Source organism: Romboutsia hominis, assembly GCF_900002575.1.
GTDB classification, from domain to species: Bacteria; Bacillota; Clostridia; order Peptostreptococcales; family Peptostreptococcaceae; genus Romboutsia_C; species Romboutsia_C hominis.
The window spans coordinates 1,020,215-1,047,169 of sequence record NZ_LN650648.1; the positions used below are offsets into that span (position 1 = coordinate 1,020,215).

Annotated in this window: 26 protein-coding genes; 22 read left to right on the forward strand and 4 right to left on the reverse strand. The window is 27.5% G+C overall.

The genetic code is table 11. The features are described from left to right. The 17 genes from FRIFI_RS04920 (at position 1) to FRIFI_RS04995 (ending at position 17,147) form a co-directional block, all read left to right on the forward strand. Positions 1-795: an ImmA/IrrE family metallo-endopeptidase gene (locus tag FRIFI_RS04920; RefSeq protein ID WP_166505163.1), complete on the forward strand. Its 795-nt coding sequence runs from the start codon at positions 1-3 to the stop codon at positions 793-795. Positions 796-1,222: 427 nt separating this feature from the next. Continuing rightward, positions 1,223-1,615: a GntR family transcriptional regulator gene (locus FRIFI_RS04925; RefSeq protein ID WP_166505164.1), complete on the forward strand. Its 393-nt coding sequence runs from the start codon at positions 1,223-1,225 to the stop codon at positions 1,613-1,615. Positions 1,616-1,630: 15 nt separating this feature from the next. Continuing rightward, complete coding sequence (locus tag FRIFI_RS04930) at positions 1,631-3,025, forward strand: PH domain-containing protein (RefSeq protein ID WP_166505165.1); 1,395 nt, start codon at positions 1,631-1,633, stop codon at positions 3,023-3,025. Positions 3,026-3,381: 356 nt separating this feature from the next. Beyond that, positions 3,382-3,804 carry a hypothetical protein gene (locus tag FRIFI_RS04935; protein ID WP_166505166.1) on the forward strand — a complete coding sequence of 141 codons (423 nt, stop codon included), beginning with the start codon at positions 3,382-3,384 and terminating at the stop codon, positions 3,802-3,804. 366 nt (positions 3,805-4,170) lie between these two features. After that, positions 4,171-4,740 (forward strand): TlpA family protein disulfide reductase, encoded by a 570-nt coding sequence (locus FRIFI_RS04940; protein ID WP_166505167.1) that lies wholly within the window; start codon positions 4,171-4,173, stop codon positions 4,738-4,740. Then, positions 4,733-4,882, forward strand: a complete 150-nt coding sequence (locus FRIFI_RS15455) for a CD1871A family CXXC motif-containing protein (protein ID WP_275890807.1) — start codon at positions 4,733-4,735, stop codon at positions 4,880-4,882. The genes FRIFI_RS04940 and FRIFI_RS15455 overlap by 8 nt, the downstream gene beginning before the upstream one ends. Positions 4,883-4,891: 9 nt before the next feature. Further along, positions 4,892-5,776 carry a 4Fe-4S binding protein gene (locus FRIFI_RS04945; RefSeq protein WP_166505168.1) on the forward strand — a complete coding sequence of 295 codons (885 nt, stop codon included), beginning with the start codon at positions 4,892-4,894 and terminating at the stop codon, positions 5,774-5,776. 77 nt (positions 5,777-5,853) lie between these two features. After that, positions 5,854-6,522, forward strand: coding sequence for a response regulator transcription factor (locus FRIFI_RS04950; RefSeq protein ID WP_330405587.1), 669 nt, complete (start codon positions 5,854-5,856; stop codon positions 6,520-6,522). Then, positions 6,519-7,970, forward strand: a complete 1,452-nt coding sequence (locus FRIFI_RS04955; RefSeq protein ID WP_166505169.1) for a sensor histidine kinase — start codon at positions 6,519-6,521, stop codon at positions 7,968-7,970. The genes FRIFI_RS04950 and FRIFI_RS04955 overlap by 4 nt, the downstream gene beginning before the upstream one ends. 172 nt (positions 7,971-8,142) lie before the next feature. Beyond that, positions 8,143-9,486: an ABC transporter permease gene (locus FRIFI_RS04960; RefSeq protein ID WP_166505170.1), complete on the forward strand. Its 1,344-nt coding sequence runs from the start codon at positions 8,143-8,145 to the stop codon at positions 9,484-9,486. 11 nt (positions 9,487-9,497) lie between these two features. After that, a complete protein-coding gene (locus FRIFI_RS04965; RefSeq protein WP_166505171.1) occupies positions 9,498-10,127 on the forward strand; it encodes an ABC transporter ATP-binding protein in 630 nt (209 codons plus the stop codon). Positions 10,128-10,150: 23 nt separating this feature from the next. Beyond that, positions 10,151-10,528 carry an acylphosphatase gene (locus tag FRIFI_RS04970; protein WP_166505172.1) on the forward strand — a complete coding sequence of 126 codons (378 nt, stop codon included), beginning with the start codon at positions 10,151-10,153 and terminating at the stop codon, positions 10,526-10,528. An 859-nt stretch (positions 10,529-11,387) separates the two neighbouring features. Further along, positions 11,388-12,074 (forward strand): FadR/GntR family transcriptional regulator, encoded by a 687-nt coding sequence (locus tag FRIFI_RS04975; protein ID WP_166505173.1) that lies wholly within the window; start codon positions 11,388-11,390, stop codon positions 12,072-12,074. A 206-nt stretch (positions 12,075-12,280) separates the two neighbouring features. After that, the gene (gene ilvD, locus FRIFI_RS04980) at positions 12,281-13,996 is read left to right on the forward strand and encodes a dihydroxy-acid dehydratase (protein WP_166505174.1); all 1,716 of its coding nucleotides are present in this window, start codon (positions 12,281-12,283) and stop codon (positions 13,994-13,996) included. A 31-nt stretch (positions 13,997-14,027) separates the two neighbouring features. Beyond that, positions 14,028-15,401, forward strand: a complete 1,374-nt coding sequence (locus tag FRIFI_RS04985) for a GntP family permease (protein WP_092926428.1) — start codon at positions 14,028-14,030, stop codon at positions 15,399-15,401. Between the two features lie 92 nt (positions 15,402-15,493). Then, a complete protein-coding gene (locus FRIFI_RS04990; protein WP_092926426.1) occupies positions 15,494-16,138 on the forward strand; it encodes a bifunctional 2-keto-4-hydroxyglutarate aldolase/2-keto-3-deoxy-6-phosphogluconate aldolase in 645 nt (214 codons plus the stop codon). A gap of 4 nt (positions 16,139-16,142) precedes the next feature. Further along, positions 16,143-17,147, forward strand: a complete 1,005-nt coding sequence (locus FRIFI_RS04995; RefSeq protein ID WP_092926424.1) for a sugar kinase — start codon at positions 16,143-16,145, stop codon at positions 17,145-17,147. Between the two features lie 175 nt (positions 17,148-17,322). Here FRIFI_RS04995 and FRIFI_RS05000 read toward each other — a convergent pair whose 3' ends face one another. Further along, positions 17,323-18,012 (reverse strand): YoaK family protein, encoded by a 690-nt coding sequence (locus FRIFI_RS05000; RefSeq protein ID WP_166505175.1) that lies wholly within the window; start codon positions 18,010-18,012, stop codon positions 17,323-17,325. Positions 18,013-18,243: 231 nt separating this feature from the next. On the opposite strand from FRIFI_RS05000, the gene FRIFI_RS05005 reads away from it, so the two are divergent. After that, the gene (locus tag FRIFI_RS05005; protein ID WP_166505176.1) at positions 18,244-19,056 is read left to right on the forward strand and encodes an alpha/beta fold hydrolase; all 813 of its coding nucleotides are present in this window, start codon (positions 18,244-18,246) and stop codon (positions 19,054-19,056) included. A 276-nt stretch (positions 19,057-19,332) separates the two neighbouring features. Here the strand turns inward: FRIFI_RS05005 and FRIFI_RS05010 are convergent, their stop codons facing one another. Together FRIFI_RS05010 and FRIFI_RS05015 are read right to left on the reverse strand one after the other, a co-directional pair. Beyond that, positions 19,333-19,986, reverse strand: coding sequence for a helix-turn-helix transcriptional regulator (locus tag FRIFI_RS05010; protein ID WP_166505177.1), 654 nt, complete (start codon positions 19,984-19,986; stop codon positions 19,333-19,335). Positions 19,987-20,006: 20 nt separating this feature from the next. Then, on the reverse strand, positions 20,007-21,191 hold the full coding sequence (locus FRIFI_RS05015) for a M20 metallopeptidase family protein (RefSeq protein ID WP_166505178.1): 1,185 nt from the start codon (positions 21,189-21,191) through the stop codon (positions 20,007-20,009). A 241-nt stretch (positions 21,192-21,432) separates the two neighbouring features. Between FRIFI_RS05015 and FRIFI_RS05020 the strand changes: the two genes are divergently transcribed. Next, positions 21,433-21,813, forward strand: a complete 381-nt coding sequence (locus FRIFI_RS05020; RefSeq protein WP_166505179.1) for a DUF1540 domain-containing protein — start codon at positions 21,433-21,435, stop codon at positions 21,811-21,813. A 292-nt stretch (positions 21,814-22,105) separates the two neighbouring features. Here FRIFI_RS05020 and FRIFI_RS15460 read toward each other — a convergent pair whose 3' ends face one another. Then, complete coding sequence (locus FRIFI_RS15460) at positions 22,106-22,276, reverse strand: flavodoxin domain-containing protein (protein ID WP_334293981.1); 171 nt, start codon at positions 22,274-22,276, stop codon at positions 22,106-22,108. Between the two features lie 424 nt (positions 22,277-22,700). On the opposite strand from FRIFI_RS15460, the gene FRIFI_RS05025 reads away from it, so the two are divergent. The 3 genes from FRIFI_RS05025 to FRIFI_RS05035 all read left to right on the forward strand — a co-directional run bounded on the left by FRIFI_RS05025 (position 22,701) and on the right by FRIFI_RS05035 (position 26,748). Further along, a complete protein-coding gene (locus tag FRIFI_RS05025; RefSeq protein WP_166505180.1) occupies positions 22,701-22,901 on the forward strand; it encodes a cold-shock protein in 201 nt (66 codons plus the stop codon). 244 nt (positions 22,902-23,145) lie between these two features. After that, complete coding sequence (locus tag FRIFI_RS05030) at positions 23,146-23,649, forward strand: CarD family transcriptional regulator (protein WP_092926411.1); 504 nt, start codon at positions 23,146-23,148, stop codon at positions 23,647-23,649. 216 nt (positions 23,650-23,865) lie between these two features. After that, positions 23,866-26,748 (forward strand): cell wall-binding repeat-containing protein, encoded by a 2,883-nt coding sequence (locus FRIFI_RS05035; protein ID WP_166505181.1) that lies wholly within the window; start codon positions 23,866-23,868, stop codon positions 26,746-26,748. Positions 26,749-26,955: the final 207 nt, after the last annotated feature.

Below are 26,955 nucleotides of genomic sequence, written 5' to 3' on the forward strand. Positions count from 1 at the left end.
ATGAGAAAATATATAAATGATAAAAAACCAGAAATATACGCAGAAGAAATTATACAAGCGTTAAATTTAGAGCCACCTATTGATCTTGAGAAGATATGTGAATACTATGATGTGAATGTTAATAATGAACCTTTAAAAAATGTAGAAGCTATATTGATTATATCTAAGGGAAAAAAGAATATATTAATAAATGAATCTAAATACATTTATAATGAAAGAAAAAGATTCACAATAGCTCATGAAATTGGTCACTTATTCATACCATGGCATGATAATATATCTGGGTGTACTGGTATAGGCAATTTTAATTCTGAGGATAATGTAGAGAACGAAGCAGATTTATTTGCATCAGCTTTACTAATACCTAAAAATGATATAATTAAGGATATAGAAGGAAAGAGTGTCACTTTATCATTAATAGAGGAATTAGCTAGAAAGTATCAAGTATCTTTAGGAGCAATGACTAGAAGGATATTGAAATATACGGATGATAATGTAGTAGCATTATTTTATTTTAAAAATGGTAAAAAGATAGTACAAGCATCATCAGCTTCATTTAGTTCTAGTTTAAAATCAGGCAAAATAAAAGAATCGGCAGCCGATAAGATGATAACAGGCAAAATGTATAAGTCGAAAGTATTACAAGAACATACGTATAATACCTGGTTTAGTGATAGTAAAGAAGGTTATATGATTGTAGAGGAATCATTATATCAAAGTAATTTTGACAGAGTCTTTACATTAATTAGAAAATATACATTTACAGATAATAATGAATCTATATTAGATTTTTAAAATTGTCCGTATTATTCTTATGAATCGTCTCCAACATTGAAATTCACGAAAAACGTATTGATTTAATTGTCAATGCGTTTTTTATTTTGATTATTATAAAGGACATAAAATTGAAGCCTATAATGAGCTATATTTTGTAACAACTATATACTTATAAATAAAAAGGTTTATATAAGATTATATATTAAAATATGCATATTAGTTGGAAATAAAAGAAAGTAACTAGGTATAAATAGATACAGTATCGAAAACTTAGACGTACCTCGTCTCCACCATTGAAATCCACGAAAAAGGTATTGACCATATTTAGTCAATATCTTTTTTTATTTTGAAAATTATTGAAACAAAGTATTATTTGTATTACTATATATAATACAAATAATACTTTATTTTAGTTTCAAATTATTTTAAAATCGAGGTGATTTTAATGATTATTAATTTAAATTTTGAAAGTGAAGTTCCTATTTATTTACAACTTAGAAATGAGATTGTAATAGGAATTGGTAAGGGGGAATTTGTTCAGGGAGAAGGTATTCCTACTGTTAGACAAATGGCTGAGGATTTAGGGATTAATCCTATGACAGTCAATAAGGCTTACGGACTTTTAAAAAGAGAAGGTTTTATCACAATTGATAGAAGGCATGGAGCTAAGGTTAATTTACTTTCTGGTGGAAAGTTGGAGTTTAAGGAAAAGTTAGAAGAAGACTTGAATTTGGTTATATCAGAGGCGAGTATCAAAGGTGTAAAAAAAGAAGAGTTTATGGATATGTGTGAGAATATATTTAGTCTGATGAAATGTGTGTCTTTAGATAGCAAATAGGGGGAAAGAAAATATATGAAGAATTTTATCTTAATGCCTGCATTTATTATGATTACAATTGTGGTTTATTTTACAATGAAGAGTGCAGCCAAACCAAGAAGAAATATATTATTTGGAGTTACTCTTCCAACTGAAGCTTTAAGTGATGATGTTGTTTTAAAGATGATTGATGATTACAAGAGAATAATGAATATATTTACATTAGTAATTATATTAACTGGATTGCCAATAGCTTTTATAAATAAGGAACTTTTATCAGTTTTATATTTGCTTACTTGGAGTTTAGTTACGGCAGAATGGTTAGTTAGGCAACCTTATATACATATGAATAGAAAGCTTAAAAAGTTGAAGAGAGATAATGAATGGTTTATTGGGGAAAAAAGAGTTGTAAGTATGGATACTAAAATTAGTAGGTTATTAAAAGATAAGATGCCTATACCTAATAAGTATATTCTTATACCTTTTGGTATATCTTTGATTCCACTTATTATATCTATAGTTAAGTATGACGAAGATTTAAAGTATGCAACTTTTATAGCAGTTATATTAATGGCTGTATTAGCATTATTATATTTTGTAGGATTTAGAAGTAGTAATAAGCTTAGATTAAAAGTGTATAGTAAAAATAGTGATATTAATTATATTTTGAATAAAGAAGAAAAATACTTAAATTCAATTGCTTGGTTTATTACATCTTTAACTTCAAGTATAATTTTCTTGTTTACATATTTAGTAATTTATGAAGTTATTAATGTAAGTTATAACGTTATAACTATTATAGCTATTTTAGGGGCTATAGTTACTTTTGTAGTATATATTTATACTAATAATAGAATAAAAAGTTTAGAAGAAGAGTTACTTAAAATAGATAAGGAAGTTATTTATACAGATGATGATGAGTATTGGATAGATGGATATAAATATTATAATGAAAATGATTATAACTCAAAAGTAAATCCTAGATTTGGATTTAATACATATACTTACAACTTAGCTACTAAAAAAGGTAAAATATCATATTATTCAGGATTTATAATATATGCAGTGATTTTTATACCATTATTTTTTAATTTATTAAGTATGGAACTTACTAATCATAAGATTAATATATCAAGTGAAAGTATAAGTATTGATTACCCTTATTATGATTATGAATTTAGTGTTAATGATATAGAAGATATTAAATTAGTAGATGAAGTTAGTTTTAAACTGAGAACTAATGGTATAGGTACTGATGAATATTGTAGAGGCAATTTTAGATCTAGAGAATATGGAAAGTGTAGAGTATATATTTACAATAATAGTAAACCATATATCATTGTAAAATTGAAAAATAACTATTTTATATATAACGAAAAAACTAAAGATGAGACTATGGATATATATCATCGGTTAATAGAAAAATTATAAAATTAAACCACATTAAATTCATAGATATTTATCAAAACTGCTTGTGCTAATAATATAAAACTACAAAATAATTTATAGTATATATGGATAGGAGGAACGATTCGTTCCTCTTTGTTTATGCGGTAAATTTATATGTTCATAGTATAGATAATAACATAATGATGAAAGTTTATTTAAGAATCATTACAAATCTAATAACTTAGAAAAATATATATAGCTTATAATGTAAAAATATAAAGACTATAAAAGGAGGTTATTATGGAAAGTTATTTTACAATAGGAAATAATATCATAGAAGGAAAGAAATTTTACCTATACGTAGTATTTTAGAAACTATTGCATTTTCTAGTAATGCCATGTATGTATCATTACCTATGGTAGATACTTCAGAAGGTTTAAATTCAGAATTAGGACCATTTTTAGAAGGTGGAGATGTTTTAGTTCTTTACAAAACAGTTTTTGTAGGAAATTCAGGACAATCATCAAATGACAATGGATATAGATGGTTAAAAACATTTTTAGGACATTTTGGTTATAATGTAGTTCAAGTTCCATTAAAAAATAATGTGCTACATTTAGATTGCGCATTAAGTTTGGTAAGAGATGGACTAATGATTGTATGTGAGGAAGCTTTAATAAATGGTATTCCAGAGGAGTTAAAAAATTGGGATAAGATATCAGTGCCTTATAGTGATGTATCAAGATTAGCTGTAAATGGATTGCCAGTTAATGATTCAGTATATATTTTAGATCCGGAGTTTGAATATATAGGAAAATAACTAATTAGTAAGGGGATAACTGTTGAATATATTGATTTTGAAATTTCAAGAAGTTTAGGAGGATCATTTAGATGTAGTACACAGCCATTATTAAGATATTAAACAGTGATAAAATGAATATTTTAATAATTGTACTTAGAAAAACTTAATCGTGGGTATGAAATAAAAAAAGTTATTAGTAATTTGCTAATATCTTTTTTTATTTTAATAATACTAGCGTAATTATATATATATTTAGTAATAGAAAATAGAAAAATATTTTACAAGGAAAAATTTATATTTTATAAAGATAAGCATTTAATTTCATATTGGTTTTACATTAAAACATTATAATATTTATAAAGATAAATATTAGGAGGGGAATATATGAATAAAAGTAAATTAAAAAAGGGAGTTACACTATTATTATCAGCTATAACTATATTTTTAATAGTGGGATGTACAAATTCAGAAAATAGTAATCAAAATATTTCATCTAGTAATATTTTTAAAGAAATGAAGACTAAAGATATTAATGGGAATACAGTAGATAGTTCTATTTTCTCAGAAAAGAAACTTACATTAGTTAATGTATGGAATACAGGGTGCACTCCTTGTATAGATGAAATTCCAATATTAGATAAATTAAATAAAGAGTATGAGAAAAAAGGTGTTTCAATAAAAGGATTATTATTAGAGTCAGGGGTAGGATTAACTGAACAAGAAAAATCAGTAGTAGAGGAAATATTAAGTAAATCTAAATCAAGTTATCAACAAATTACTATGTCAAAGAATATGTTAGAAGATGATATTTTTAAAAATATAGATGCATTCCCTACGACATTTTTTATAGACAAGGATGGCAATATTGTAGATCAAATAGATGGTTCTAATGATTATGAAGGATGGAAATCTAGAATAGAAGACGTATTAAAAAAGGTTGATGTAAATGAGTAAATTTATAAAAAAAAATAAAATTGGCTTAGCTTTAATAACTTTAGGCATGTTATCATTATTTCTTGGCATTCATAGAGGTGAGCACTTAACTGTAGCCAAAAAATCTAATATTATATGTCTTGAATGCATAGGAATTGGATAGGGGATAGCTATGAATTTAATAACCAAAATAAAATCTAATTTTAGACTAATTTTTCAAATTGTATTTACAGCTTTAACTAACGGTTACTTACTAGGATATATGAATGGTAAGATATATAAAGGGGATAGTAAAAAACTATGTGTGCCTGGGCTAAATTGTTATTCATGTCCAGGTGCAATAGCATCTTGTCCAATTGGATCTCTTCAAGCAGTACTTGGAAGTAGAGATTTTAAAATTTCATTTTATATAATTGGATTTTTAATGATTATAGGTGCATTTATCGGAAGATTTGTATGCGGTTGGCTATGTCCATTTGGATTAGTCCAGGATTTATTATATAAGATTCCCGGAATTAAGAAAATAAAAAAGGTACCTAATGATAAGTATCTAAGGATTTTAAAATATATTATATTAGTAGTATTTGTAATTATATTACCATTATCCATATCTAACTATTCAGGTGATGGGAAACCATGGTTTTGCAAATTAATTTGTCCTTCTGGGACACTGCTTGCAGGTATACCGCTTATATCAATGAATAGTTCACTTAGACGTATAATAGGACCTCTATTTGCTTGGAAAATGCTAATTTTAATAAGTATTATTGTTTTATCGATTAAGATATACAGACCATTTTGTAAATATATATGTCCTTTAGGAGCTATATATGGTTTATTTAATAAATATTCTATTTATAGATATGAAATAGACTACAATAAATGCACAAAATGTAATTTATGCCATAAAAAATGTGATATGAATGTAATTGTGCATGAGACACCAAATAGTGTAGAATGTATAAGATGTGGAAAGTGTATAGACGTATGTCCTAAAAATGCAATAACAACTACTTTTTCTAAATCTAAAGGTTTAAATGAGAAGTTAAATATTTAAAATTTACTAATGGAAAGTATAATATATTAGATTATGTTTTGTCTATATTAATTAAAATAATAATGAGGTTATTAAAAGTGAATGCAAAGATATTAATTGTAGAAGATGAAAGAGATATAAGGGAAGGAATAAGTGAATATTTATCTGAGGTTGGATATGAAGTTATGGTAGCCGAAGATGGACAAGAAGGAATTGATTTATTTAAGGGAAGTAAATTTGACTTAGTAGTATTAGATATAATGCTACCAAAATTAAATGGATTTGGTGTTTTAAATCAAATTAGGGAAATAAGTAATGTGCCAGTAATGATGTTAACTGCTATGAGCGATGATTATACTCAAATTATGAGCTTTAATGAAAAGGCGGATGATTATATAACTAAGCCTTTCTCTGTAATAATACTTCATAAAAGAATAGAGGCACTATTAAGACGTAGTCAAGATGTAGAAAATACAAACAAATGGGTGTATAAAGATATAGAGGTAGATTTCTTAGGTTTTTCAGCAAAAAAGCAAGGAGAATCAGTAGATTTAAAGCCAAAGGAAATTAAATTATTGGAGCTATTATTAAAATATAAAAATCAAGTATTAACTAGGAGTCAAATATTAGATAATTTATGGGATATTGATGAAGCTCCAACTGATCGTGTAATAGATGTGTATATTAAAAACCTTCGTAAGAAGTTGTTGATAGACTGTATTGTAACAGTTAAAGGAATTGGATATAAGTTTGAGGAGCAGATATGAAAAAATTAAAGCTATTTCAAAAAACTTATTTATTTACAATGATATTAATGGGGATAATAATTATTATCTCTCATACTTTACTATATATGCTATTACCTACATTTTATATTAATAAAAAGCAACAAGACTTAGAGAATATTAGTAGGCAATTGATAGAAAAGTTAGAAGACAGTGATGAAAATGCTAGTAAGAGTATAGCAAAAGATTTTGCTAATAGATATAATGTTAATATTTCATTAACCATAAAAGATGAAACCTCCGTATTTGAAGGTATTAAGCAAGCTGATGTGTATATAGAGCCTGAATTAATTAATGAAAAATCTTTAATAATTCCTGAAGTAGAAAAAGATATAAACTCAGAAGGACTAAATAATTTACCTAATGAAATAAAACAAAATGCTAATTACTTAAAGGCAAAAGGCAACTCAATAATTACTAATAAAAAATTTAATACATCAGATAATATAAATGGATCCGTAAAAATTGTAATGGATTTACAGTCTTTTAAAGAAGCTAGAAGTGTTGTATTTATGATATTACCATATTCTATAGGGATAAGTTTAGTTATTTCACTATTTGCATCATACGTTTATGTAAAAATAATAACTGATCCAATAAAAGAAATATGTGAAATAACAAAAGAAATGAAGGACTTAAATAAAGATGTTTATTGTAATATAAATACAGGTGATGAAATAGAATTATTAGCAACCAATATAAATAGTTTATATAAAACCCTTTGGAATACTATACATTCTTTAAAACAAGAAATTGAAAATGTAAGTAAATCTGAGCAAAGTAAAGTAGACTTTTTAAGAAGTGCTTCTCATGAACTTAAGACACCTCTTATGAGTATTCATATAATGTTAGAAAATATGATGCTTAATATTGGGAAATATAAAAATCATGATGTTTATTTACCTAAATGTAAGGATGCAGTGGTTGATTTAAGTAACATGGTTCAAGAGATACTAGATACATCAAGGCTAAATACTTTAAGTGAGCATAGTGAATATAAAATTATAAACATAAAAAATGTATTAGAGAAAACTATAGAGCCATATAAAATCACAGCAAAATATAAGAATATTAACATGAGCGTTGATTATTCTAATTCATTAAATATAAATACAGATGAAAGTTTATTAAAGAAAGCTTTATCAAATATTATTTCTAATGCAGTAAACTATACAGATTCAGGAAAAAATATAAATATATACTTTAACAACAATTCATTGATTATAGAAAATGAATGTGATCCAATTTCAAAAGAACATTTAGAGCGAATATTTGAAGCTTTTTATAGAGCGGAATTTGATAGAAATAAAAATACTGGAGGAAATGGATTAGGTCTATATATTGTTAAACAGATATTAAATACATTAGATATACCATATTCATTTGATGCTACTGAAACAGGTATGAAATTTACTATGACTTTTAAATAATATAATCGTATAGAAACTATTAAAGAACACTTAGCAGTGTTCTTTTTTTTATAAATAGAAGAAGAAATATATAAAATACACATGATTAGTTATTTAATTTTATATTTGTTTCACATTGGAATTATATTATTTAGCTATAAACAAAAGAAATATTATTTAAGGAGGAGAAATAATGGACGTACTAAAGAGAGCTTGGTTATATATAACTAGGAAGAAGAAGAAAAGTTTAATAATGCTATTTATATTATTTGCAATAGCTACAGCTATATTAAGTGGTATAGCAGTAAAAAAAGCTACAAATATAGCAAAAGAGAATGCTACCTCAGGGTTAAGCAACTTCTTTAGTATAAATTCGCAAAGAATTTCAAGAAAAACTATAGAAGAGATATTAAAGATTAAGGACATTAAAAACTATAATGCATCAATAGATGGTGGAGGAAATATTGATGGGCTTAAAAAAGTAAAACCAACTAAAGAAGCACCATATGACTATGAAGGATTAGAAAAAACTTTTATAGCAACTGGAAATGATAATACAGAATCAGATCTTAAGTTTGTTAATAAGAGTATTAAATTAGTTGAAGGAAGGCACATAAAGCCTGGAGATAAAGGTAAAGTGCTAGTACATAAGAGTTTAGCTAAACTTAATAATTTAAAGATAGGCGATAAATTAACTATAAATAAAATGCATGGAAGAGATAGTCATGCAGTTCCAGGAAAAGGTCAAGATCAAATGACACTTGAAATTGTTGGTATATTTGATAATGTAATAGAAGAAGCAGAAAGAGAAGGGACTTATTTAGATTTAATAGAAAATTATTTATTAACTGATAATAATTCTATACAAGAGTTTTATGGATATACAGATAATGATGATGTATTTTATACAACAAGTTTCTATGCAGATAAGAATACTAATATAGATTCTGTTATATCTAAGGTAAAACAATTACCTATAAACTTAAATGGTGCAAGAATCGACAAGAGCGGGGATATATTCCTTGCATTATCTAAGTCATTTGAGACAATGGATAAGATTGTAAATATGATGTTAATCGGAAGTACAGTAATCGGTGTAGTTATATTATCACTAATATTAACATTTTGGATTCAAGGAAGAATTCATGAAACAGGAATATTATTATCTATTGGAGTTTCAAAGTTTAAGATAATAGCACAATATATAAGCGAATTATTGATAATTAGTGTATTAGCATTTAGTTTATCATATTTCTCAGGACAATTAATAGCTCAAAATGTTGGGGATTCATTAATGCAAAAGGCAGCAAATGAAACTGTACAAAGTATAAAACAAGAAGCTGGATTTGCTTTAGGAAATGACCCTGACACTAAGATGCTTACTTACACATCAAAAGATATAGAAGTTAAAATAACCCCTAAAGAAATGATCTATGTATGGGCTGTAGGATCAGCAGTTATAACTGCATCAGTAGCTATATCATCATTATCTATAATACGTTTAAAACCAAAAGAAATATTATCTAAAATGAGTTAGGAGTGAAGGATATGTCTATTTTAAAATTAAATCAAATTGATTATTCATATAAAAATGGAAAAAATGTATTAAAAAATATAAATATGGAATTTGAGCAAGGTAAGTTCTATACAATTTTAGGTACATCAGGAGCTGGGAAAAGTACATTATTATCCTTATTAGCAGGATTAGATGAACCTAAAAATGGTCAAATTTTATTCAAAAATACAGATATAAAAGAAAAAGGATATGAATACCATAGAAAAAATAATGTATCTTTAGTTTTTCAAAATTATAATTTAATAGATTATTTAACACCATTAGAAAATATAAAAATAGTAAACCCTAAAGCTACCGAAATGGATTTAGAGGTACTTGGACTAAAAGAAGAAGAGATAAATAGAAATGTTTTACAATTATCAGGAGGGCAACAACAACGTGTTGCAATAGCAAGGGCACTAGTTGCTAATTCACCTATAATATTAGCAGATGAGCCAACTGGAAATCTAGATAGTGATACGGCAAGTGAGATTGTAGAAATATTAAAATCAAGTGCACATGAACATGGAAAGTGTGTAATTGTTGTAACTCATAGCAAAGACATGGCTAAAGCGGCTGATGTGATATTAAGATTAAAAAATAGAGATTTAGTAGAAATTTAAATTTATAAAAAGGAAGATTAATTATGAGAAAATATAGTAAACAAAATAAGAATTTTATAGTTGTAGTATTATATGTTATATCTTCAATTACAGCTATATATACATTATTTAGTATATATAATTCATATATATACATTTCGGGACTTGTAAACAACAATGGTTTAGTTATAAGTGAACAGTTAATGAGTGTTGTATCTTATTATATAAATGCATCTATGCCATATGTATTTTATACTATAGCTATTTGGGGGATAGGTTATATTATATATAAGCTAGATAACTTAAAAATGTATGAGACAAATAGTGAAGATAATCAGGTAGAAAAGGATATTAATATAGAAGGAGCTGAGGAAGATTTAGATTCTTTTATAAATGAATTGAAAAGCGATAACATTCAATAATAAATGAAAAGCTAATAAATCATATAAATAATGAATGTAAGATCATATACAAGAAATAAATAATAGTTAAGAAAATAGTAGATATGATTTATGAGGATCGTCTTTACCATTGAAATACACGAAAAACGTATTGACTTAATTGTCAATGCGTTTTTTATTTTAGTTATTATAAATAATACAAATTGAAGTCTATAATGAGCTATACTTTGTAACAACTATATTAGATTATATAGAAGATGATGTACTTGAAAAACATATTATTGAAAGTGTAATTAATGGACATATATTACTTATAGATATATTAATTGAAAATAAAATTTTAAATAAATGGACAGAGTTAGATAACTAAAAATTAATCTATATTGAACTTAACTCCCATGCCTAAGATGAATTTCTTAGGTATGGGAGTTTCTCATGAAATTAAACCACATTAAATTTATAGATATTTATCCAAACTGCTTATGCTAATTGAATATCACTATTAATGACATATATATTATAGCCTAAATCCTAATAGCTACTTTAAAAGTAAATTATTAAATGAATTGTATAGTAGTGAATTATACTAAAAAAGAATTTATAGAATGAATAAATTTGCTATTTATTTTTAAAGTTAATATAGTATAATATAGTTGTAAGAAAAATAAAAAGAAATCACAATCTAGTCATGTAGAGTAGTGATTTCTAGTATAAATTATTTTTATTTAATTTAAAGTAAAACTTTAAACCACTTTTTCTACGGTTAATAGATAAGTGGTTTTTTATTTTATAAGGAGACATAAAAACTTAGAATAAGCAATTACATAATTAAGCGTAAAGACTCTACAAAAAACATATCAAAAAACAAGAGGAGTAAAATATGAAGGAAGAAATAACAAAACCATTAGGAGAAACAACTTCAGAAAAAATAATAAAGTTAATAGTAGATGAAAACCTAAAAATAGGAGACAAATTACCAAATGAATATGAACTAGCAGATAAATTAGGTGTAGGTAGAAGTACAATAAGAGAAGCGATAAAAGCATTAGTATCAAGAAATATACTAGAAATAAAAAGAGGTTCAGGAACATTTATAAAATGTGGGGTAGCAGATGATCCATTAGGATTAATGTTTGTAAAAGACAAACTAAAACTAGCAGTTGACTTATTAGAAATAAGATTTATGATAGAGCCTAAAATAGCAAGTTTAGCAGCTATAAATGCAACTAAAGAAGATATAGAAGAGCTATCAAAATTATGTGATGAAGTTGAAGAACTTATATTAAATGGAATACCACATATGGAAAAAGATATAGAATTTCATACAGCAATAGCTAGAAGCAGTAAAAACTTAGTAACAACAAGTTTAGTTCCAATAATAAATAAATCTATAGCAGTATTTATAGACGTTACAAATACACAATTAAAAAATGAAACAATAGAAACTCATAAAGAGATTTTAAATGCAATAAAAAATAAGAATGCAAATGAAGCACATGATGCTATGTTACTTCACTTAGCATACAACCGTAGAAATATAAATAGGATAGTAGCTGAAAAAAATTAAATAAATAAAACAAAAATACGTCTGATTAATCAGATGTATTTTTGTTTTTATATTTAATTATATGCTGATTAAAACTACTTAAATACCTTAGGAAAAAGTTTTTACGAAAAAAATAGATAAAATATTGTAAAAATACGTCAGACGTGTTAATATTAAGTAAAGAAAGACGTCAGACGTATTATAAAAACCAATAAGGAGAGTAGGATATGATTAGTCAAGAAGTTAGAAAAATAGCTCCTGAAATGGATCCTTTAAGGAGAGGTATGGGATGGAGTGTAGATGATTTATCTAAGCCACAAATAATAATTGAAAGTACTTTTGGAGATAGTCATCCAGGAAGTGCACACCTTGATATATTTGTAAATCAAGCTATTAAAGGTGTTAATGAACTTGGAGGAAAAGGTTCTCGATTTTATGCAACTGATATATGTGATGGTCAAGCACAAGGCCATGATGGAATAAATTATTCTTTAGCATCAAGGGATACACTAGCAGCGTTAATAGAAATACATGCAAATGCAACACCTTTTGATGGTGGAGTATTTATCTCAAGTTGTGATAAGGGTGTTCCATCTCATTTAATGGCAATAGGTAGAGTAAATATCCCATCAATAGTTGTTACTGGTGGTGTTATGGAAGCTGGGCCTAATTTACTTACATTAGAGCAAATAGGAATGTATAGTGCTATGTATCAAAGGGGAGAAATAACAGAAGAAGAGTTAACATATTACAAGCATAATGCATGTCCTTCATGTGGTGCATGCTCATTTATGGGAACAGCCTCAACAATGCAAGTTATGGCAGAAGCATTAGGATTAATGTTACCAGGAAGTTCTTTAATGCCAGCAACATGCAAAGATTTAGAAGATGTAGCTAAAGAAGCAGGACGTTATGCTGTTAAGTTAGCTAAGTTAAATTTAAAGCCAAGAGATATAGTAACTTATAAATCTTTTGAAAACGCTATTATGATTCATGCAGCAATCTCAGGTTCAACTAATTCATTATTACACATACCAGCAATTGCACGTGAATTTGGAATAGATCTTGATGCAAATGAATTTGATAAAATACATAGAAATATACCGTACTTACTAGACATCAGACCTGCTGGAAAATGGCCAGCAGAGTACTTCTACTATGCTGGCGGAGTTCCTGCAATAATGGAAGAAATAAAAGATTATCTACATTTAGATGTTATGACAGTTACAGGAAAAACATTAGGTGAAAACTTAGAAGATTTAAAAATAAATGGGTATTATGAAAAGTGTGATGAGTATTTAAGTAAAGTTGGATTAAAAAGAGAAGACGTAATACGTAAAAATACAAATCCAATAGGTGACAATGGTGCAATAGCTATACTTGGAGGTAATCTAGCACCAAAAGGAGCCGTTGTTAAGCACTCTGCAGTTCCAAAAGAAATGCACAAAGCTATATTAAAAGCTAGACCATTTGATAGTGAAGAAGAAGCTATAAATGCAATATTAACAAAAGCTATAAAGCCAGGTGATGCAGTTATCATAAGATATGAAGGTCCAAAAGGAAGTGGAATGCCTGAAATGTTTTATACAACAGAAGCTATATCATCAGATGAAGAATTATCAGCGAGTATAGCATTATTAACAGATGGAAGATTTTCTGGAGCATCTAAAGGTCCTGCAATAGGGCATATATCACCAGAAGCTGCAGTAGGGGGACCAATAGCTTTAGTTTGTGAAAATGATTTAATAGAAATTGATATACAAAGTAGAACGTTACAAGTTATAGGAATTAATGGCAAGGAATGTAGCTTAGAAGAAGTTGAAAAAGTATTTGAAGAACGTAGAAAAAATTGGGTTCCTAAAGAGGAAAAATACAAATCAGGAATACTAAGCATATATTCTAAAAATGCAGTTGATCCAATGTTAGGTGGATATATGAAATAATTAAAAATTAATTATAAAATGGGGGAAAAATATGTTAACTGGACCATTATTAATAGGTGTATTTTTATTAGCAATCGCTATATTACTAGTTTCAATAATAAAGTTTAGACTTAATGCATTTATAGCATTATTAATAACATCATTAGTAACATCTATTTTAGTTGGAATGCCAATAGGAGATATAGCCTCTACTATCTCAGGTGGATTTGGATCTACATTAAGTGGAATTGGGATAGTAACTGGATTAGGTGTAATGTTAGGAAAGTTTATGTTTGAATGTGGAGCAATAGAAACTATATCTAATGCAATACTTAATAAGTTTGGTGAGAAAAATAGTCCAGCAGCAATAGCTATATCAGGATTTTTAACTGGTATACCAGTATTTGGGGATGTAGTGTATATAATGTTTGCACCTATGTTAAGAGTTTTATCTAAAAAAACTAATATATCAATGGTAACATTTGCATGTGCAATATCAGTAGCAACTACTTGTACATATTCATTAGTAATACCTACACCAGCACCACTTGTTGTTTCAGAAAGTTTAGGAATTGATGTAGGAATATTCTTTGTATATGCAATTTTAACAGCTTTTGTAGCAACAATTACAGGTGGTATATTATATGGCAAGTTTTTAGATAAGCAAGATAAGAAAAATGGACATTTCTATACTTTTGAAGATATAGAAGAGATAGAAGATGAATTAGAAGCTACTAAAGAAACTAGACCTATGCCATCTTTCATGAAGTCTTTATCAATCTTATTAGTTCCAATAATGCTTATACTTTTAGGAAGTTTTGTACCTTTAGCATTAGGAGATAACAATTCGGTAGTACCTTTAGTTAAGTTCTTAGGAGATAAAAATGTTGCAATGTTGATAGGTGTTATATATGCAGCGCTTATATCAAAACCATATATAACTAGAAGTATATCTGATATTATGAATGACGCAGCTGACCAAATTGGTCTTATATTACTAATAACTGGAGCAGGTGGAGCTTTCGGAAAAGTTTTACAAGCAACAGGGATAGCAGATTATATAGCTGGTTCATTATCACAATTTAGTATACCAATATTACTACTTTGTTTCTTAATATCTCAAATTATACGTTGTGCACAAGGTTCAACAACAGTTGCGCTTATGACAACAGCATCTATATTAAGTGGAACAATAGCAGCAAGTTCTGTATCTCCTATATTATGTGCAATAGCAATATGTGCAGGTGGAATAGGTTTATCACTTCCAAATGATTCAGGATTCTGGGCTATAAGTAGATTCTTTAAAATATCAGTTCAAGACACTATAAGAGGTTGGACAGTAGGTGGATTTATAGCAGGTTTATCAGCACTTGCATTTATATCTATACTATCTTTATTCCAAAACGTTTTACCAGGTCTTTTGTAATTAGTTTTTAAATAAATGGGAATCTCAAAATTAATATATAATTATTTGAGATTCTCTTTTTAAATATATAAATTTAATCGGAGGAATTTATTATGAAAAAGATGAAAGTTTTAAAAGCACTACAAGAGTGTGGCGTAGTTGCTGTTGTTCGTGGAAATACAAAAGAAACAGGAATAAACATTGCAAAAGCTTGTATAAAAGGAAATGTAAAAGCAATAGAAGTAACGTATACTAATAAATTTGCAAATGAAATAATACGTGAATTAAGTGAAGAATTTAAAACTCAAGACGATGTAGTAATAGGAGCAGGAACAGTACTAGATCCTGAAACTGCGAGACTTGCTATATTACAAGGAGCTGAATATATAGTATCGCCATCATTTAATTTAGAAACTGCTACTTTATGTAATAGATATAAAGTAGCTTACATACCAGGAGTTATGACTATAAATGAAATAGTTTTAGCACATGAAAGTGGAGTCGATGTTATAAAATTATTCCCAGGAAGTGCATTTGGACCAAGCTATATAAAAGCTATAAAAGGACCACTTCCATATGCAAATGTAATGGTAACTGGAGGAGTTAACATAGATAACTTAGATGCATGGATAAATGCTGGAGCTGATTTAGTAGGAATAGGTGGAGAGTTAAATACTATCGGAGAAGAAGGTAAATTTGATGAAATAACATCAATATGCAAAAAATATATAGAAAAATTAAACAAAGCAAGAGGATAATAAAATGAGAGTAGCTGGATTTGGGGAAATAATGCTTAGACTAGCAACTAATAAAGGTTTTATGATATCTAATACAAACAACTATAATGCAAATTATGGTGGAGGAGAAGCAAATGTTTTAATATCTTTATCAAAGTTTGGAATAGATACAAAAATGATAACAAAAGTTTCTAATAATGACATTGGAGAAGGAATCATAAATTATTTAAATAGCCATAGAGTAAATACTAGCCAAGTTCAAAAAGGTGAAGAAAGAACGGGAATATACTTTTTAGAAGTAGGAAGTGGAAATAGAGCATCAAAAGTAATTTATGATAGAGCAAACTCAGCATTTAGTAATATGAAAGTTACTGATTTAGATATAGAAAAAGCTTTAGAAGATGTAGATTTATTTCATTTTTCAGGAATAACTTTAGCTTTATCTAAAGAACTAAGAGAATTAACTATGAATATACTAAAGCATTGTAAAAAGAACAATATATTAGTAAGTTATGACTCAAATTATAGAGCAAAGCTTTGGACTATAGAAGAAGCAAGACAAGCTACATTAGAGATATTGCCTTTCGTAAATATACTATCAGCAGGGATATTAGATGCTGAAAATATATTAAAGATGAATTGTGAATATGAAGATAAGTATGAAAAGTTAAGTCATTATTATAATGAAATAAATAAGATTTATCCAAATATAAATCATATGTTTTCATCCATAAGAACTATACAATCAGTATCAGTAAATACTTTACAGTGTAATTATTATACTGAAGGAAAGTTTTATACATCTAAAGAATATATTATAGATGATATAGTGGATAGAGTAGGTGGAGGGGATGCCTTAACTGCTGGAATACTATATTCTATATTAAATAATAAAGAAGCTGAGTACCTGGTAGAATTTGCAACCGCATCATCAGTTTTAAAGCATAGTATATATGGAGATGCAAACTTAGTTAATGTAGATGATGTAGAAAACTTAATGCAATATGGAGCTGGAAAAATAGCTAGATAATCTATATTTTTATATAGAGAATCGTGGGTATTATTGTATAGCAAAGTAAAGTTGAAAAATAACTATTGTATATATGTTATGATGATAATGGAAGAATGATTATATGACTAAATAAAAGTAAATTTTACTCCCATGCCTAAGATGAATTTCTTGGGTATGGGAGTTTCTTATAAAATTAAACAACGCTACATTCATAGATATTTATCCAAACTGCTTGTGTTAATAATATAAAACTACAAACCCATACAGCCTTAGTACTTATAGCAATAGATATTAAAGTACCTGGAATAGCTCCTAATGCAAAAGAGAAAGTAAGACATGTAAAAATAATTAACTTTCTTATAGAATCTTTACTTTTTTCGTCTAATGCACTATATAATAATTGACCAACATTTCTAATATTTCCTGTACATATAGTTGTGTTAAATGCAATACCAAGGCATTCTCTAAATAAACACAGCTGATATCCCATAAAAAAAGAAACTAGATTAGTAACAATAATATCCGGGAAAGAAGTAGGTATGAGTCCTATAAAGAATAGTGCAATTGCTTCTAAGATTAGGGCTAGTTTTCTCCAATCTCCTTTAAATTTATGTATTACAAGTAGAGCTTTAACTAGTTCACTAAATGCAGCACCTAATATACAAGCAACAATTGGAATAAAGTAGCTTAGTGCACCTTGCCACTGACCAAGTGCTATGTTAATTCCTAATTTAGACATATTAGCAGTGTGCATATTAGCCAATATATGATGCCTTGTAATGTAGGTATATCCATTCATATACCCTCCAACAATGGTTACTATCATTATAAATATAGGTTTTTCCCAAGGAGGGACTTTCTGTTTTATTTTATTATTTTTCATATAATTTTACCTCTTGACATGTGAATATCACTATTAATTACATATATATTATACCCTAAATTATGATAGTTCTTTAAAAATAAATTATTAGTATGATTAAAAGCATTTAGTATTTTAACTTACGATATTTGAAAATTAAAATACAGGATAAAAAGGCAAAAGACAACTTACATATTTATATCAATAAGAATAAGCTACTAATAAAGACTTTCTATTAATGGAGGTATTTGTATGGGATATTATGTTAAAGTAGAATCAAATGTAAAACTTTACGTAGAAGATCTTAACCCAGAGGGGAAGAAGACAATCTTGTTTTTGCACGGGTGGCCAGGGAGTCATAAATTGTTTGAATATCAGTTTAATCAGCTTCCTAAAATGGGATATAGATGTATTGGTATAGATCAGAGAGGATTTGGTAAGTCAGATAAGCCTTATGAAGGTTATGACTACAATCGATTGTCAGACGATGTTAGATGTGTGGTTAATGCATTAGGGCTACATAATTTTACACTGGCAGGACATTCAACTGGAGGAGCTATAGCTATCAGATACATGTCTCGCCATAAAGGATACGGAGTATCTAAACTTGCTCTTTTTGCAGCAGCAGCTCCTAGCCTTATCAAACGTCCAAATTTTCCATATGGTTTAGAAAAAGAGGAGGTTACCAAAATTATTGAGGGAACATATACTGATCGTCCTAAAATGTTGAGTGATTTTGGTGACATTTTTTTCTTTCAGTATATAACTAAACCATTTTCTGATTGGTTCTTGCAATTAGGCTTACAGGCAGAAGGTTGGTCAACAGCAGCCATTGCAAATACTTGGATAAATGAAGTGTTATTTACTGATCTAAGAGAAATTAATGTTCCAACTTTAATTATTCATGGAATTCATGACAAGGTTGTTCCATTTTCACTAGGCAAAGTACAAAATCAAAGTATTAAAAACTCAAAGCTTGTACCATTTGAATTTAGCGGTCACGCATCGTTTTATGATCAGCAAGAGAGATTTAACGAAGAATTGGTAAAATTTATTGAAGAATAAAGTTTTGTATGAGTAAATCTAGCATGGTATTGTAAAAATATATATAGTTTTAATGAGATTATTAATATTGATGAGTCTATTGGTAGTAGGACTATTTAAGATGAGTAAGGGGTATTTGGTAAGTATTAAGGGGAAGAGATTAAATTATAGGATAAATAAAGAGGAACGATTCGTTCCTCCTTATTTATACGTAAAATAGAATTTACCAAGTTTTATGTATGATGGCAGTATTTTGGTAAAAATCAATTTTGGTATACTAGTTACATCAATTAAAAATTATAGATAATTTTTTAATTTACTCTTGTTATCATTGTATTTAATTATAGGCCCGGTGTAATATCTATCACATTTTAAAGCATCAAATACCATATTCATTAAAACTAATTTATACTCCTCATCATAACAATATAAATACAATCCTTCCTTTTTTAAAACATAAGAAATAGGAAATACTTCCATGACAGTATTTTCAAGCTGTAACTTTACAAAAGACTTATCATCTATAGCATCCTCAATTACTTTATATACATCTTTTTTATTAATACTTTGGTCTTCATCTAAGTCTATTATAAATATTTCTTTTAATTTTTCTAATATTTTATTACATCTATCAGAGTCAACAAGCCTAAATTTTTCAATAAGATCTGTCTTTTTTAAGTCTGGTTTTATATGCTGAGAAATATATAGTGATAATATTAAATCTTTATAATCATTGTCAGTTAGTATATATTTAGCTATTATATAATTTTTATCTATTTCTACTCCACCATTTACACCTCGATATGAAATTATAGGAATACCCAATAGCGATAATTTATCTAAATCTCTCTGTATAGTTTTTTCACATACATTAAACATCTCTGCTAAATTCTTTATTGTAGTTTTAGAGTTGATTTTTAATAGATAAAAAAGTATTTCTAATAATCTCATATCTTTCTCCTTTTAATCAATTACTTATTATTTTTTAGCCACTCAATAGCACAATAAGCATGCATTGCTGATCCTGTAACCATTATATCCTCATTAAATACAACTTTATTATTATGCATAGGAAGTCCATATAGTGGATTTTCTTGTTCAGTACCTGCACCTAGCATAAAGTAAACACTTGGAACTTCATATGAGTAAGATGCAAAATCTTCAGATCCCATACCTCCACCTTCAAATGAAACAACAGATTTTTCTCCAACTAAATCTTTTACATAGTTTCCAAGTTCATTAGCTAAATTTGTATCATTTGTAAGAGGTGGAACAGAAGATAATTCTATAAGTTGTGCTTGTCCTCTAAACATTTGTGCTGTTGAAGTTACTATTTCACTCATTCTATTAAATATAAATTCTCCTAATTCCTTATCTAAACTTCTTATTGTACCTTCCATAACAACTTCTTCAGGTATTATATTTGGAGCATCTCCACCAGCAAATTTACCAATTGTTAGTACTGCTGGTTTAGTTGGAGATACTTCTCTACTAATTATCTCTTGTAAAGATAAATATATATGAGAAGCAATATTTATAGGGTCTACGCCTGTTTCAGGAAGAGCACCATGGCATCCAGTTCCTTTTACAACTATTCTAAATCTAATACATCCTGCTATACTAGTTCCTAATCCATATAATACAACATTTGAAGGTGTTCCAGAGTGAACATGCATAGCCATAGCAGCATCAACTTTAGGGTTTTCAAGTACACCTGCTTTTAACATATTTTTAGCCCCAGTAAATCCTTCCTCATCTGGTTGGAATACTAATTTAACTGTACCTTCAATTTGATTTTGGTTTTGTTTAAGTAGCTTAGCTGCTCCTAAAAGCATTGCAGTATGCATGTCATGACCGCAAGAATGCATACATCCATTTGTTGATTTAAAATCACACTCAGTAGCTTCATTCATTGGAAGTGCATCCATATCTGCTCTTAATAAAAATGTTTTTCCTGGTTTATTTCCTTGTATAGTAGCTATTATACCACTTTCACAAATTTCTTTTGGATTATATCCAAATGATTTTAATGTATTTATTACAAAAGCTTTTGTTTTAGGTAATTTAGCTCCAACTTCTGGATTACTATGAATTATTCTTCTATAATTTACTATTTCATCTTTTATTAAATCTGCTTGTTTTATAAAGTTATTCATATATTTGCACCTCTTTATTAATTTTGATAAAAAATTTGCTTATATCATATTTTTCACTATATACAGTAAAAAATTCCTTAATGTATAAAGTGTTTTTTTTAATATAAACCTTAAATAGGACATATATAGTCTGTTTTATAGATATTATTTATTTTTTTAGATAAAGTTAAACACATCAAATCGAATTATATTTTGTATTTTGGAAATAATAAAATAGATATTTATTAAGGAGGAAAACAAAATGCAAAGTGGGAATTTAAAATGTAATGCAACTGATTGTATACATAACATAAATTATGACTGTAAGGCAGGTGCCATACATGTAAGTGGGCTTGGTGCAGTAGAGGTTAAAGGGACTAGTTGTACAAGCTTTGTAGATAAAGAGAGTAGTAGTTTAGTAAATAGTTTAGCTGGAAGTCCTAATGAGAAAGAATCATTTTTTAATAGTTCTAATAACAGTTTTGTAAATAGTACAGGTGATTCAACTACAAAGCCATCTGATATAAAATGTGAGGCTCATAATTGTAGATATAATGAAAATAAAAAGTGCTATGCAGAATATGTTGAAATAGATAAAGTCGATGTATATTGTAATTCCTTTGATTATGGAGGACATATTTAATACTATAGAAAATACGCTTCTTAAAAATATTTATAGAAGCGTATTTTAAGTAGATATCTATAATAATTTGTTTTGATGTTTCTTTATCTGGTACAGAAAATAAAGCTATATAATTCTCTGGTACTTTAATTTCTGCCATACCTTTTAGTTGCCACTCTTTATATTTACATAGCCTTTGAATATAGTTTATGGCTTTTGCTGTATCTCCTCCACAAGTCATTACAAAGTAAACTTTGTTACTTCCTAAAAATTTTGTATTTTTTATAAAATCCGTAACAACTATTGGCAACCTTCATGCATAAGTAGGGCATACGAATACGAATGGTTTATCTGTTGATATTAATTCATCTGTTTTTCCTTCTTTTATAAGTTGATTTAGTGATATCAGTTCATCATTTAATTCTTGTGCAATTTTGCGAGCTACATATCGGCTATTACCAGTACCGCTAAAATATAAAATCATAATTATATCTTTTTAACTATTTTTTATTTTAAATATTAATCCTTTTTCTCTAATAAAGTAATTTATCCATAGATTGTATTTTAATAAATATAAAATTTACTAGTTTAAAAAAATTATAGAACATTAATATTTTTTAGATTTATTGGTAAAGAATTTGATTACCATTAAATTTTAATGCCTATTTAGGTTGTATAGATTTTATATTAAAATGTGAGCATACACTGTTAATCCTAAGCGATACCTTTAACAGCTGAGCCAGATTTAATAAATTAAAAATATATACTAATAGAAAATAAATAAGACAGATTTAAAATAAAAAATATATAATAGTATCTATTATTATATATTTATGCTATAATAAATATTGTAGAGATACAAAAGCAAGTCAAGAATATCTTGATGCAGGTTCAATAGGAGAAGTTATATGAATAACGGAATAGTAAAATGGTTTAATAATGAAAAAGGTTTTGGATTTATATCAGTTGAAGGTGGAGATGATGTTTTTGCTCATTTTTCGGCTATACAATCAGATGGATTCAAATCATTAGAAGAAGGTCAAAAAGTAAGCTTTAATATAGTTAAAGGGGCTAGAGGTCCTCAAGCAGAAAATATAACTATATTATAATATATACATTGTTATTAGAAAGATTCCTTAGTGGGGTCTTTTTTATATTTATAACAGTATAAAGAGTTGAATATAATATTAATAATATTTAATATAGAAAATAATTTAAACTTAAAATCTACATTACTAGCAAACTTTAAATAAAATACTATATTAGTATACAGTACATCTTTAGAAAGATAAATCTAGTTAAATAGGCTAAGTTTTATTTTCATATATAAAATAAAAGAGGAGAGATAAAAGCATGTACAAAATTGGAGAATTTATTATTTATAGTAATTGTGGATTATGTGAAGTAGAGGATATAGGTCCACTTAATATTTCAGGTATTAACAATAAAAAGGATTATTACACGCTAAAACCAATATATGAAAATGGAAAAATATTCATACCAATAGATACAGATGTATTTATGAGAGCAATTTCTACGTATGAAGAAGTTCAACAATTAATAGATGGTATTTCTTCCATGGAGGAAATGGATTGTAATGAGAAAAATGTAAATTTATTGCAATCTAAATATAAACGTTTTATTAAAAACTATGAGTGTGTAGATTTATTAGCTGTAATATTAGGTGTTTATAAGAAGAAATATAATGGAAAAAAACTAGGTCAAGTAGATGAAAAGTTTATGAAATTAGCTAAAGGATTAATTAATGATGAATTTTCAATTGCCTTAGGAATATCTAGAGAAGAAGTAGAAAAATATATTAAAGAAAAAGTTAGAGATAGACAATACAATAACTAAAAATATAACTATTAATATTTATATAGATATATATACTAGAATATTATCTTTAATAATACAATTGTAGATTTGATTGTTGAGAATTATTTCCACTATTGAAATCCACGAAAATACATTGACAATTTTGTCAATGTATTTTTGTTTTAGTGTATAAAGATTTTAATAAAAATAGTATAATTAATTTTAAGGGCATTATTACAAATAGGGGGAAGTAACATGAGAAAATATAATAAAAATATGGGGATTATTTTATCGGGAGTAGTAATAGCTACGACTACACAAATCACAACACTATCATATGCATTAGAAGACGATAAAATCCAAACTAAACTAGAAAAAAACATAGAAGAAAAAGTTACACAATCTTCTAATTATGCAAAATCAGAGGTTGCAAAAGTAACAAATGAAAAAGAGTTAGTAGCAGCATTGAGAAATGAAAATATAAAAACAGTAGAGATAAAAAATGATATAGTCATAACTCGACATGCAAGTGATCCTGAGAGGATAGAAGTAAATGGAAAGGAAAAAGAAATAAAGGGAAATGGACACACAGTAAGCGCTATCAAAGAAAATATAACAATATGGATATGTGCGAATACAAAGATAGATAATCTAAAGATAAATCAAATAAGAATATCTAGTTGGAGTGGAACTAACTTAGATATAGTAAACAACAGTGAAATAAACAATGTAAGACTAGAGATTTCAATGAATACAAGGTTAGAAAATGTAAGAATAAATAAAACTATAATACAAAATAGCAAAAACTTAGTTATAAAATCAAGTAAAATGGACTCGAGTTCAATTTCTCATTATGGAGGTATGGGTGGCATTGCGAAGATAATTGATACTGAAATAAATGGGAATCACTGGAGGGATGATATAATACATACGTATGATAGTAAGAGTAATAAAGCATCCATATATTTATCCGGAGGGGATATAGAATTAGAGGATGTAAAAATAACAAATCCAGATGATTATGCAATATATGCAGTAGGTTCTAGTATAATAGATCAATTAGAAGAGCAAAAGATAAGAATAAAAGGAACATTAGATATAGATGGGGTACAAAAAGAAGCAATATTGTTAAAGATGAATAATGATAGTAATAAAAGTGTGCCACTAGAACTTCATATAGACGGAGATATAAAGCAAAAAGGGGATACATATACAATAAAGGCAGAAAATAAAGGCAACAATATTAAGGTACACTATGATGAAAGTAAGATAGAAAAAGGAACTGACCCATGGTCAAATGAATATTACAACACTAAAAATAGAGAAGGAAACACACCACCACTTCCGAATTATGAAAATCCATTTGTAGTAGTAACAAATGAATATGATTTTCTAAGAGCATTAGAAGACCCAAATGTAAAAACTCTAAATATAAGAAATGATATAGTTATAAATGGACCTGAAGGCGAACTATTTAGTATAAGGATAGAAGGAAATGAAAAAGAAATAAAAGGAAATGGATATACAATAAGTAATAGTGCAGGACCAAACTTGTTTTACATATATGCAAATACAAAAATGGATAATTTAAAGCTAGATAGAGGAAGGATATTCACTGTAGAAGGAAAGAGTTTAGATATAGTAAATAACAGCGAAATAAATGATATATTCATAGAGTTTACAAATAATATATTATTAGAAAATATAAAAATGAATAAATCATCAGTATATGGTAATGGGAACTTAGTTGTAAATTCAAGTAAATTAAAAAATAGCTCGATTTCAATCTCAGACTATTATAAAAATAAAGGTGGAGTAGCTAAAATAACTAATACTGAAATAGATAGTCGAGCTAATGCAATAGATTTAAGTGGAGGAAATATAGAATTAGAAAATATAAAAATAACAAATCCAGGAGACCACGCAATATATGTAAAAGGGAGCAAGAAACTTGAAAGTAAGATGAGAATAAAGGGAACATTAGAGATAGATGGTTCAAAAAAAGACGCAATAGTTTTGAAGAAAGGTGATAATAGTAGTACAGATAATCCAGTAGAGCTATATATAGATGGAGATATAAAGCAAAAAGGAGATACATACACAATAAAGGCAGAAGATGAAGGTAAATACACTAAGGTATATTATGATGAAAATAAAATAAAAAAAGTAATTGATAAGTGGTCACATACTTATTATAGTACGAAAAATAGAGAAGGAAAAGAACCACAGTCTGTCGTATATGAAAATAAGCTAGTTGGAGATGATAGATATCAAACAGCTGTAAAAGTAAGTAATGAAGGGTGGAAAAACTCATCCCAGGTAGTAATAGTAAATTCAAATTCAATAGCAGATGCACTTAGTGCAACACCATTTGCAAAACGTAAAGATGCACCAATACTTCTAACAGGACCAGATAAATTAAATAGTGAAACTAAAAAAGAAATATCAAGGCTTAACGCTAAATATATTTTTGTAATAGGTGGAGAAAGCTCTGTATCAAATTCAATTATAAATGAATTAAAGTCTATGAACCTTACTGTAGAGAGGATAAGTGGAAATGATAGATATAAGACGTCTTTAGAAGTAGCTAAAAAATTATATCTTGCATCATCAGAAATAGCAGTTGTAAATGGAGTAACAGGACTTCCTGATGCAATAAGTATTGCTCCAGTTGCAGGGGATAGATATATGCCAATAGTATTAGCATCACCAAATGAAGGAACTAAGGTATTTGACCAATATATAAAAGATAACGAGGTATCAAAATCTTACGTTATAGGAAGTGAAGCATCTATATCAGATGAAATAGCTAATAAATTACCAAATCCAGAAAGATTAGGTGGAATAGATAGAAATGAAACTAATGCAGCTATATTAGAAAAGTTTTATACAAATGAAGAATTAAATAACATATTTATTGCTAAAAATGGAATGAAGAAGCCAGATGATTTAATAGATGCACTTTCAGTAGGGGTGCTAGCATCTAAAGAAAAGTCACCAGTAGTTATAGTAGGAAATGATTTAAATGCTAAGCAAGAAAGTATACTATCCAAAAAACAACCAGGCAAAATAACTAAGGTTGGTGGAAATGGAAATGAAAATGCATTTAATAAATTAGTAAATATGTTTAAGAATTAATTTGGAGACAATATTATAATCGAGGGTATTATTCCTACGAATCGTCTTTAACATTGAAATTTACGAAAAAGCTATTGATAAATTATCAATAGCTTTTTAATTTTATATAAAAAATATATCTCTAGATAATAGAAGATAGTTGTTATTTTTCACATTATAAATAAGTTTTTGTTTATTTATTATTAATATAGTATAATTAAAAAGAAA

What these genes read in the sequence shown, in the direction of transcription:
- FRIFI_RS04920 (WP_166505163.1), top strand. Translation starts at nt 1, where the DNA reads ATGAGAAAATATATAAATGATAAAAAACCAGAAATATACGCAGAAGAA.
- FRIFI_RS04925 (WP_166505164.1), top strand. Translation starts at nt 1,223, where the DNA reads ATGATTATTAATTTAAATTTTGAAAGTGAAGTTCCTATTTATTTACAA.
- FRIFI_RS04930 (WP_166505165.1), top strand. Translation starts at nt 1,631, where the DNA reads ATGAAGAATTTTATCTTAATGCCTGCATTTATTATGATTACAATTGTG.
- FRIFI_RS04935 (WP_166505166.1), top strand. Translation starts at nt 3,382, where the DNA reads ATGTATGTATCATTACCTATGGTAGATACTTCAGAAGGTTTAAATTCA.
- FRIFI_RS04940 (WP_166505167.1), top strand. Translation starts at nt 4,171, where the DNA reads ATGAATAAAAGTAAATTAAAAAAGGGAGTTACACTATTATTATCAGCT.
- FRIFI_RS15455 (WP_275890807.1), top strand. Translation starts at nt 4,733, where the DNA reads ATGAGTAAATTTATAAAAAAAAATAAAATTGGCTTAGCTTTAATAACT.
- FRIFI_RS04945 (WP_166505168.1), top strand. Translation starts at nt 4,892, where the DNA reads ATGAATTTAATAACCAAAATAAAATCTAATTTTAGACTAATTTTTCAA.
- FRIFI_RS04955 (WP_166505169.1), top strand. Translation starts at nt 6,519, where the DNA reads ATGAAAAAATTAAAGCTATTTCAAAAAACTTATTTATTTACAATGATA.
- FRIFI_RS04960 (WP_166505170.1), top strand. Translation starts at nt 8,143, where the DNA reads ATGGACGTACTAAAGAGAGCTTGGTTATATATAACTAGGAAGAAGAAG.
- FRIFI_RS04965 (WP_166505171.1), top strand. Translation starts at nt 9,498, where the DNA reads ATGTCTATTTTAAAATTAAATCAAATTGATTATTCATATAAAAATGGA.
- FRIFI_RS04970 (WP_166505172.1), top strand. Translation starts at nt 10,151, where the DNA reads ATGAGAAAATATAGTAAACAAAATAAGAATTTTATAGTTGTAGTATTA.
- FRIFI_RS04975 (WP_166505173.1), top strand. Translation starts at nt 11,388, where the DNA reads ATGAAGGAAGAAATAACAAAACCATTAGGAGAAACAACTTCAGAAAAA.
- ilvD (WP_166505174.1), top strand. Translation starts at nt 12,281, where the DNA reads ATGATTAGTCAAGAAGTTAGAAAAATAGCTCCTGAAATGGATCCTTTA.
- FRIFI_RS04985 (WP_092926428.1), top strand. Translation starts at nt 14,028, where the DNA reads ATGTTAACTGGACCATTATTAATAGGTGTATTTTTATTAGCAATCGCT.
- FRIFI_RS04990 (WP_092926426.1), top strand. Translation starts at nt 15,494, where the DNA reads ATGAAAAAGATGAAAGTTTTAAAAGCACTACAAGAGTGTGGCGTAGTT.
- FRIFI_RS04995 (WP_092926424.1), top strand. Translation starts at nt 16,143, where the DNA reads ATGAGAGTAGCTGGATTTGGGGAAATAATGCTTAGACTAGCAACTAAT.
- FRIFI_RS05000 (WP_166505175.1), bottom strand. Translation starts at nt 18,012, where the DNA reads ATGAAAAATAATAAAATAAAACAGAAAGTCCCTCCTTGGGAAAAACCT.
- FRIFI_RS05005 (WP_166505176.1), top strand. Translation starts at nt 18,244, where the DNA reads ATGGGATATTATGTTAAAGTAGAATCAAATGTAAAACTTTACGTAGAA.
- FRIFI_RS05010 (WP_166505177.1), bottom strand. Translation starts at nt 19,986, where the DNA reads ATGAGATTATTAGAAATACTTTTTTATCTATTAAAAATCAACTCTAAA.
- FRIFI_RS05015 (WP_166505178.1), bottom strand. Translation starts at nt 21,191, where the DNA reads ATGAATAACTTTATAAAACAAGCAGATTTAATAAAAGATGAAATAGTA.
- FRIFI_RS05020 (WP_166505179.1), top strand. Translation starts at nt 21,433, where the DNA reads ATGCAAAGTGGGAATTTAAAATGTAATGCAACTGATTGTATACATAAC.
- FRIFI_RS15460 (WP_334293981.1), bottom strand. Translation starts at nt 22,276, where the DNA reads ATGATTTTATATTTTAGCGGTACTGGTAATAGCCGATATGTAGCTCGC.
- FRIFI_RS05025 (WP_166505180.1), top strand. Translation starts at nt 22,701, where the DNA reads ATGAATAACGGAATAGTAAAATGGTTTAATAATGAAAAAGGTTTTGGA.
- FRIFI_RS05030 (WP_092926411.1), top strand. Translation starts at nt 23,146, where the DNA reads ATGTACAAAATTGGAGAATTTATTATTTATAGTAATTGTGGATTATGT.
- FRIFI_RS05035 (WP_166505181.1), top strand. Translation starts at nt 23,866, where the DNA reads ATGAGAAAATATAATAAAAATATGGGGATTATTTTATCGGGAGTAGTA.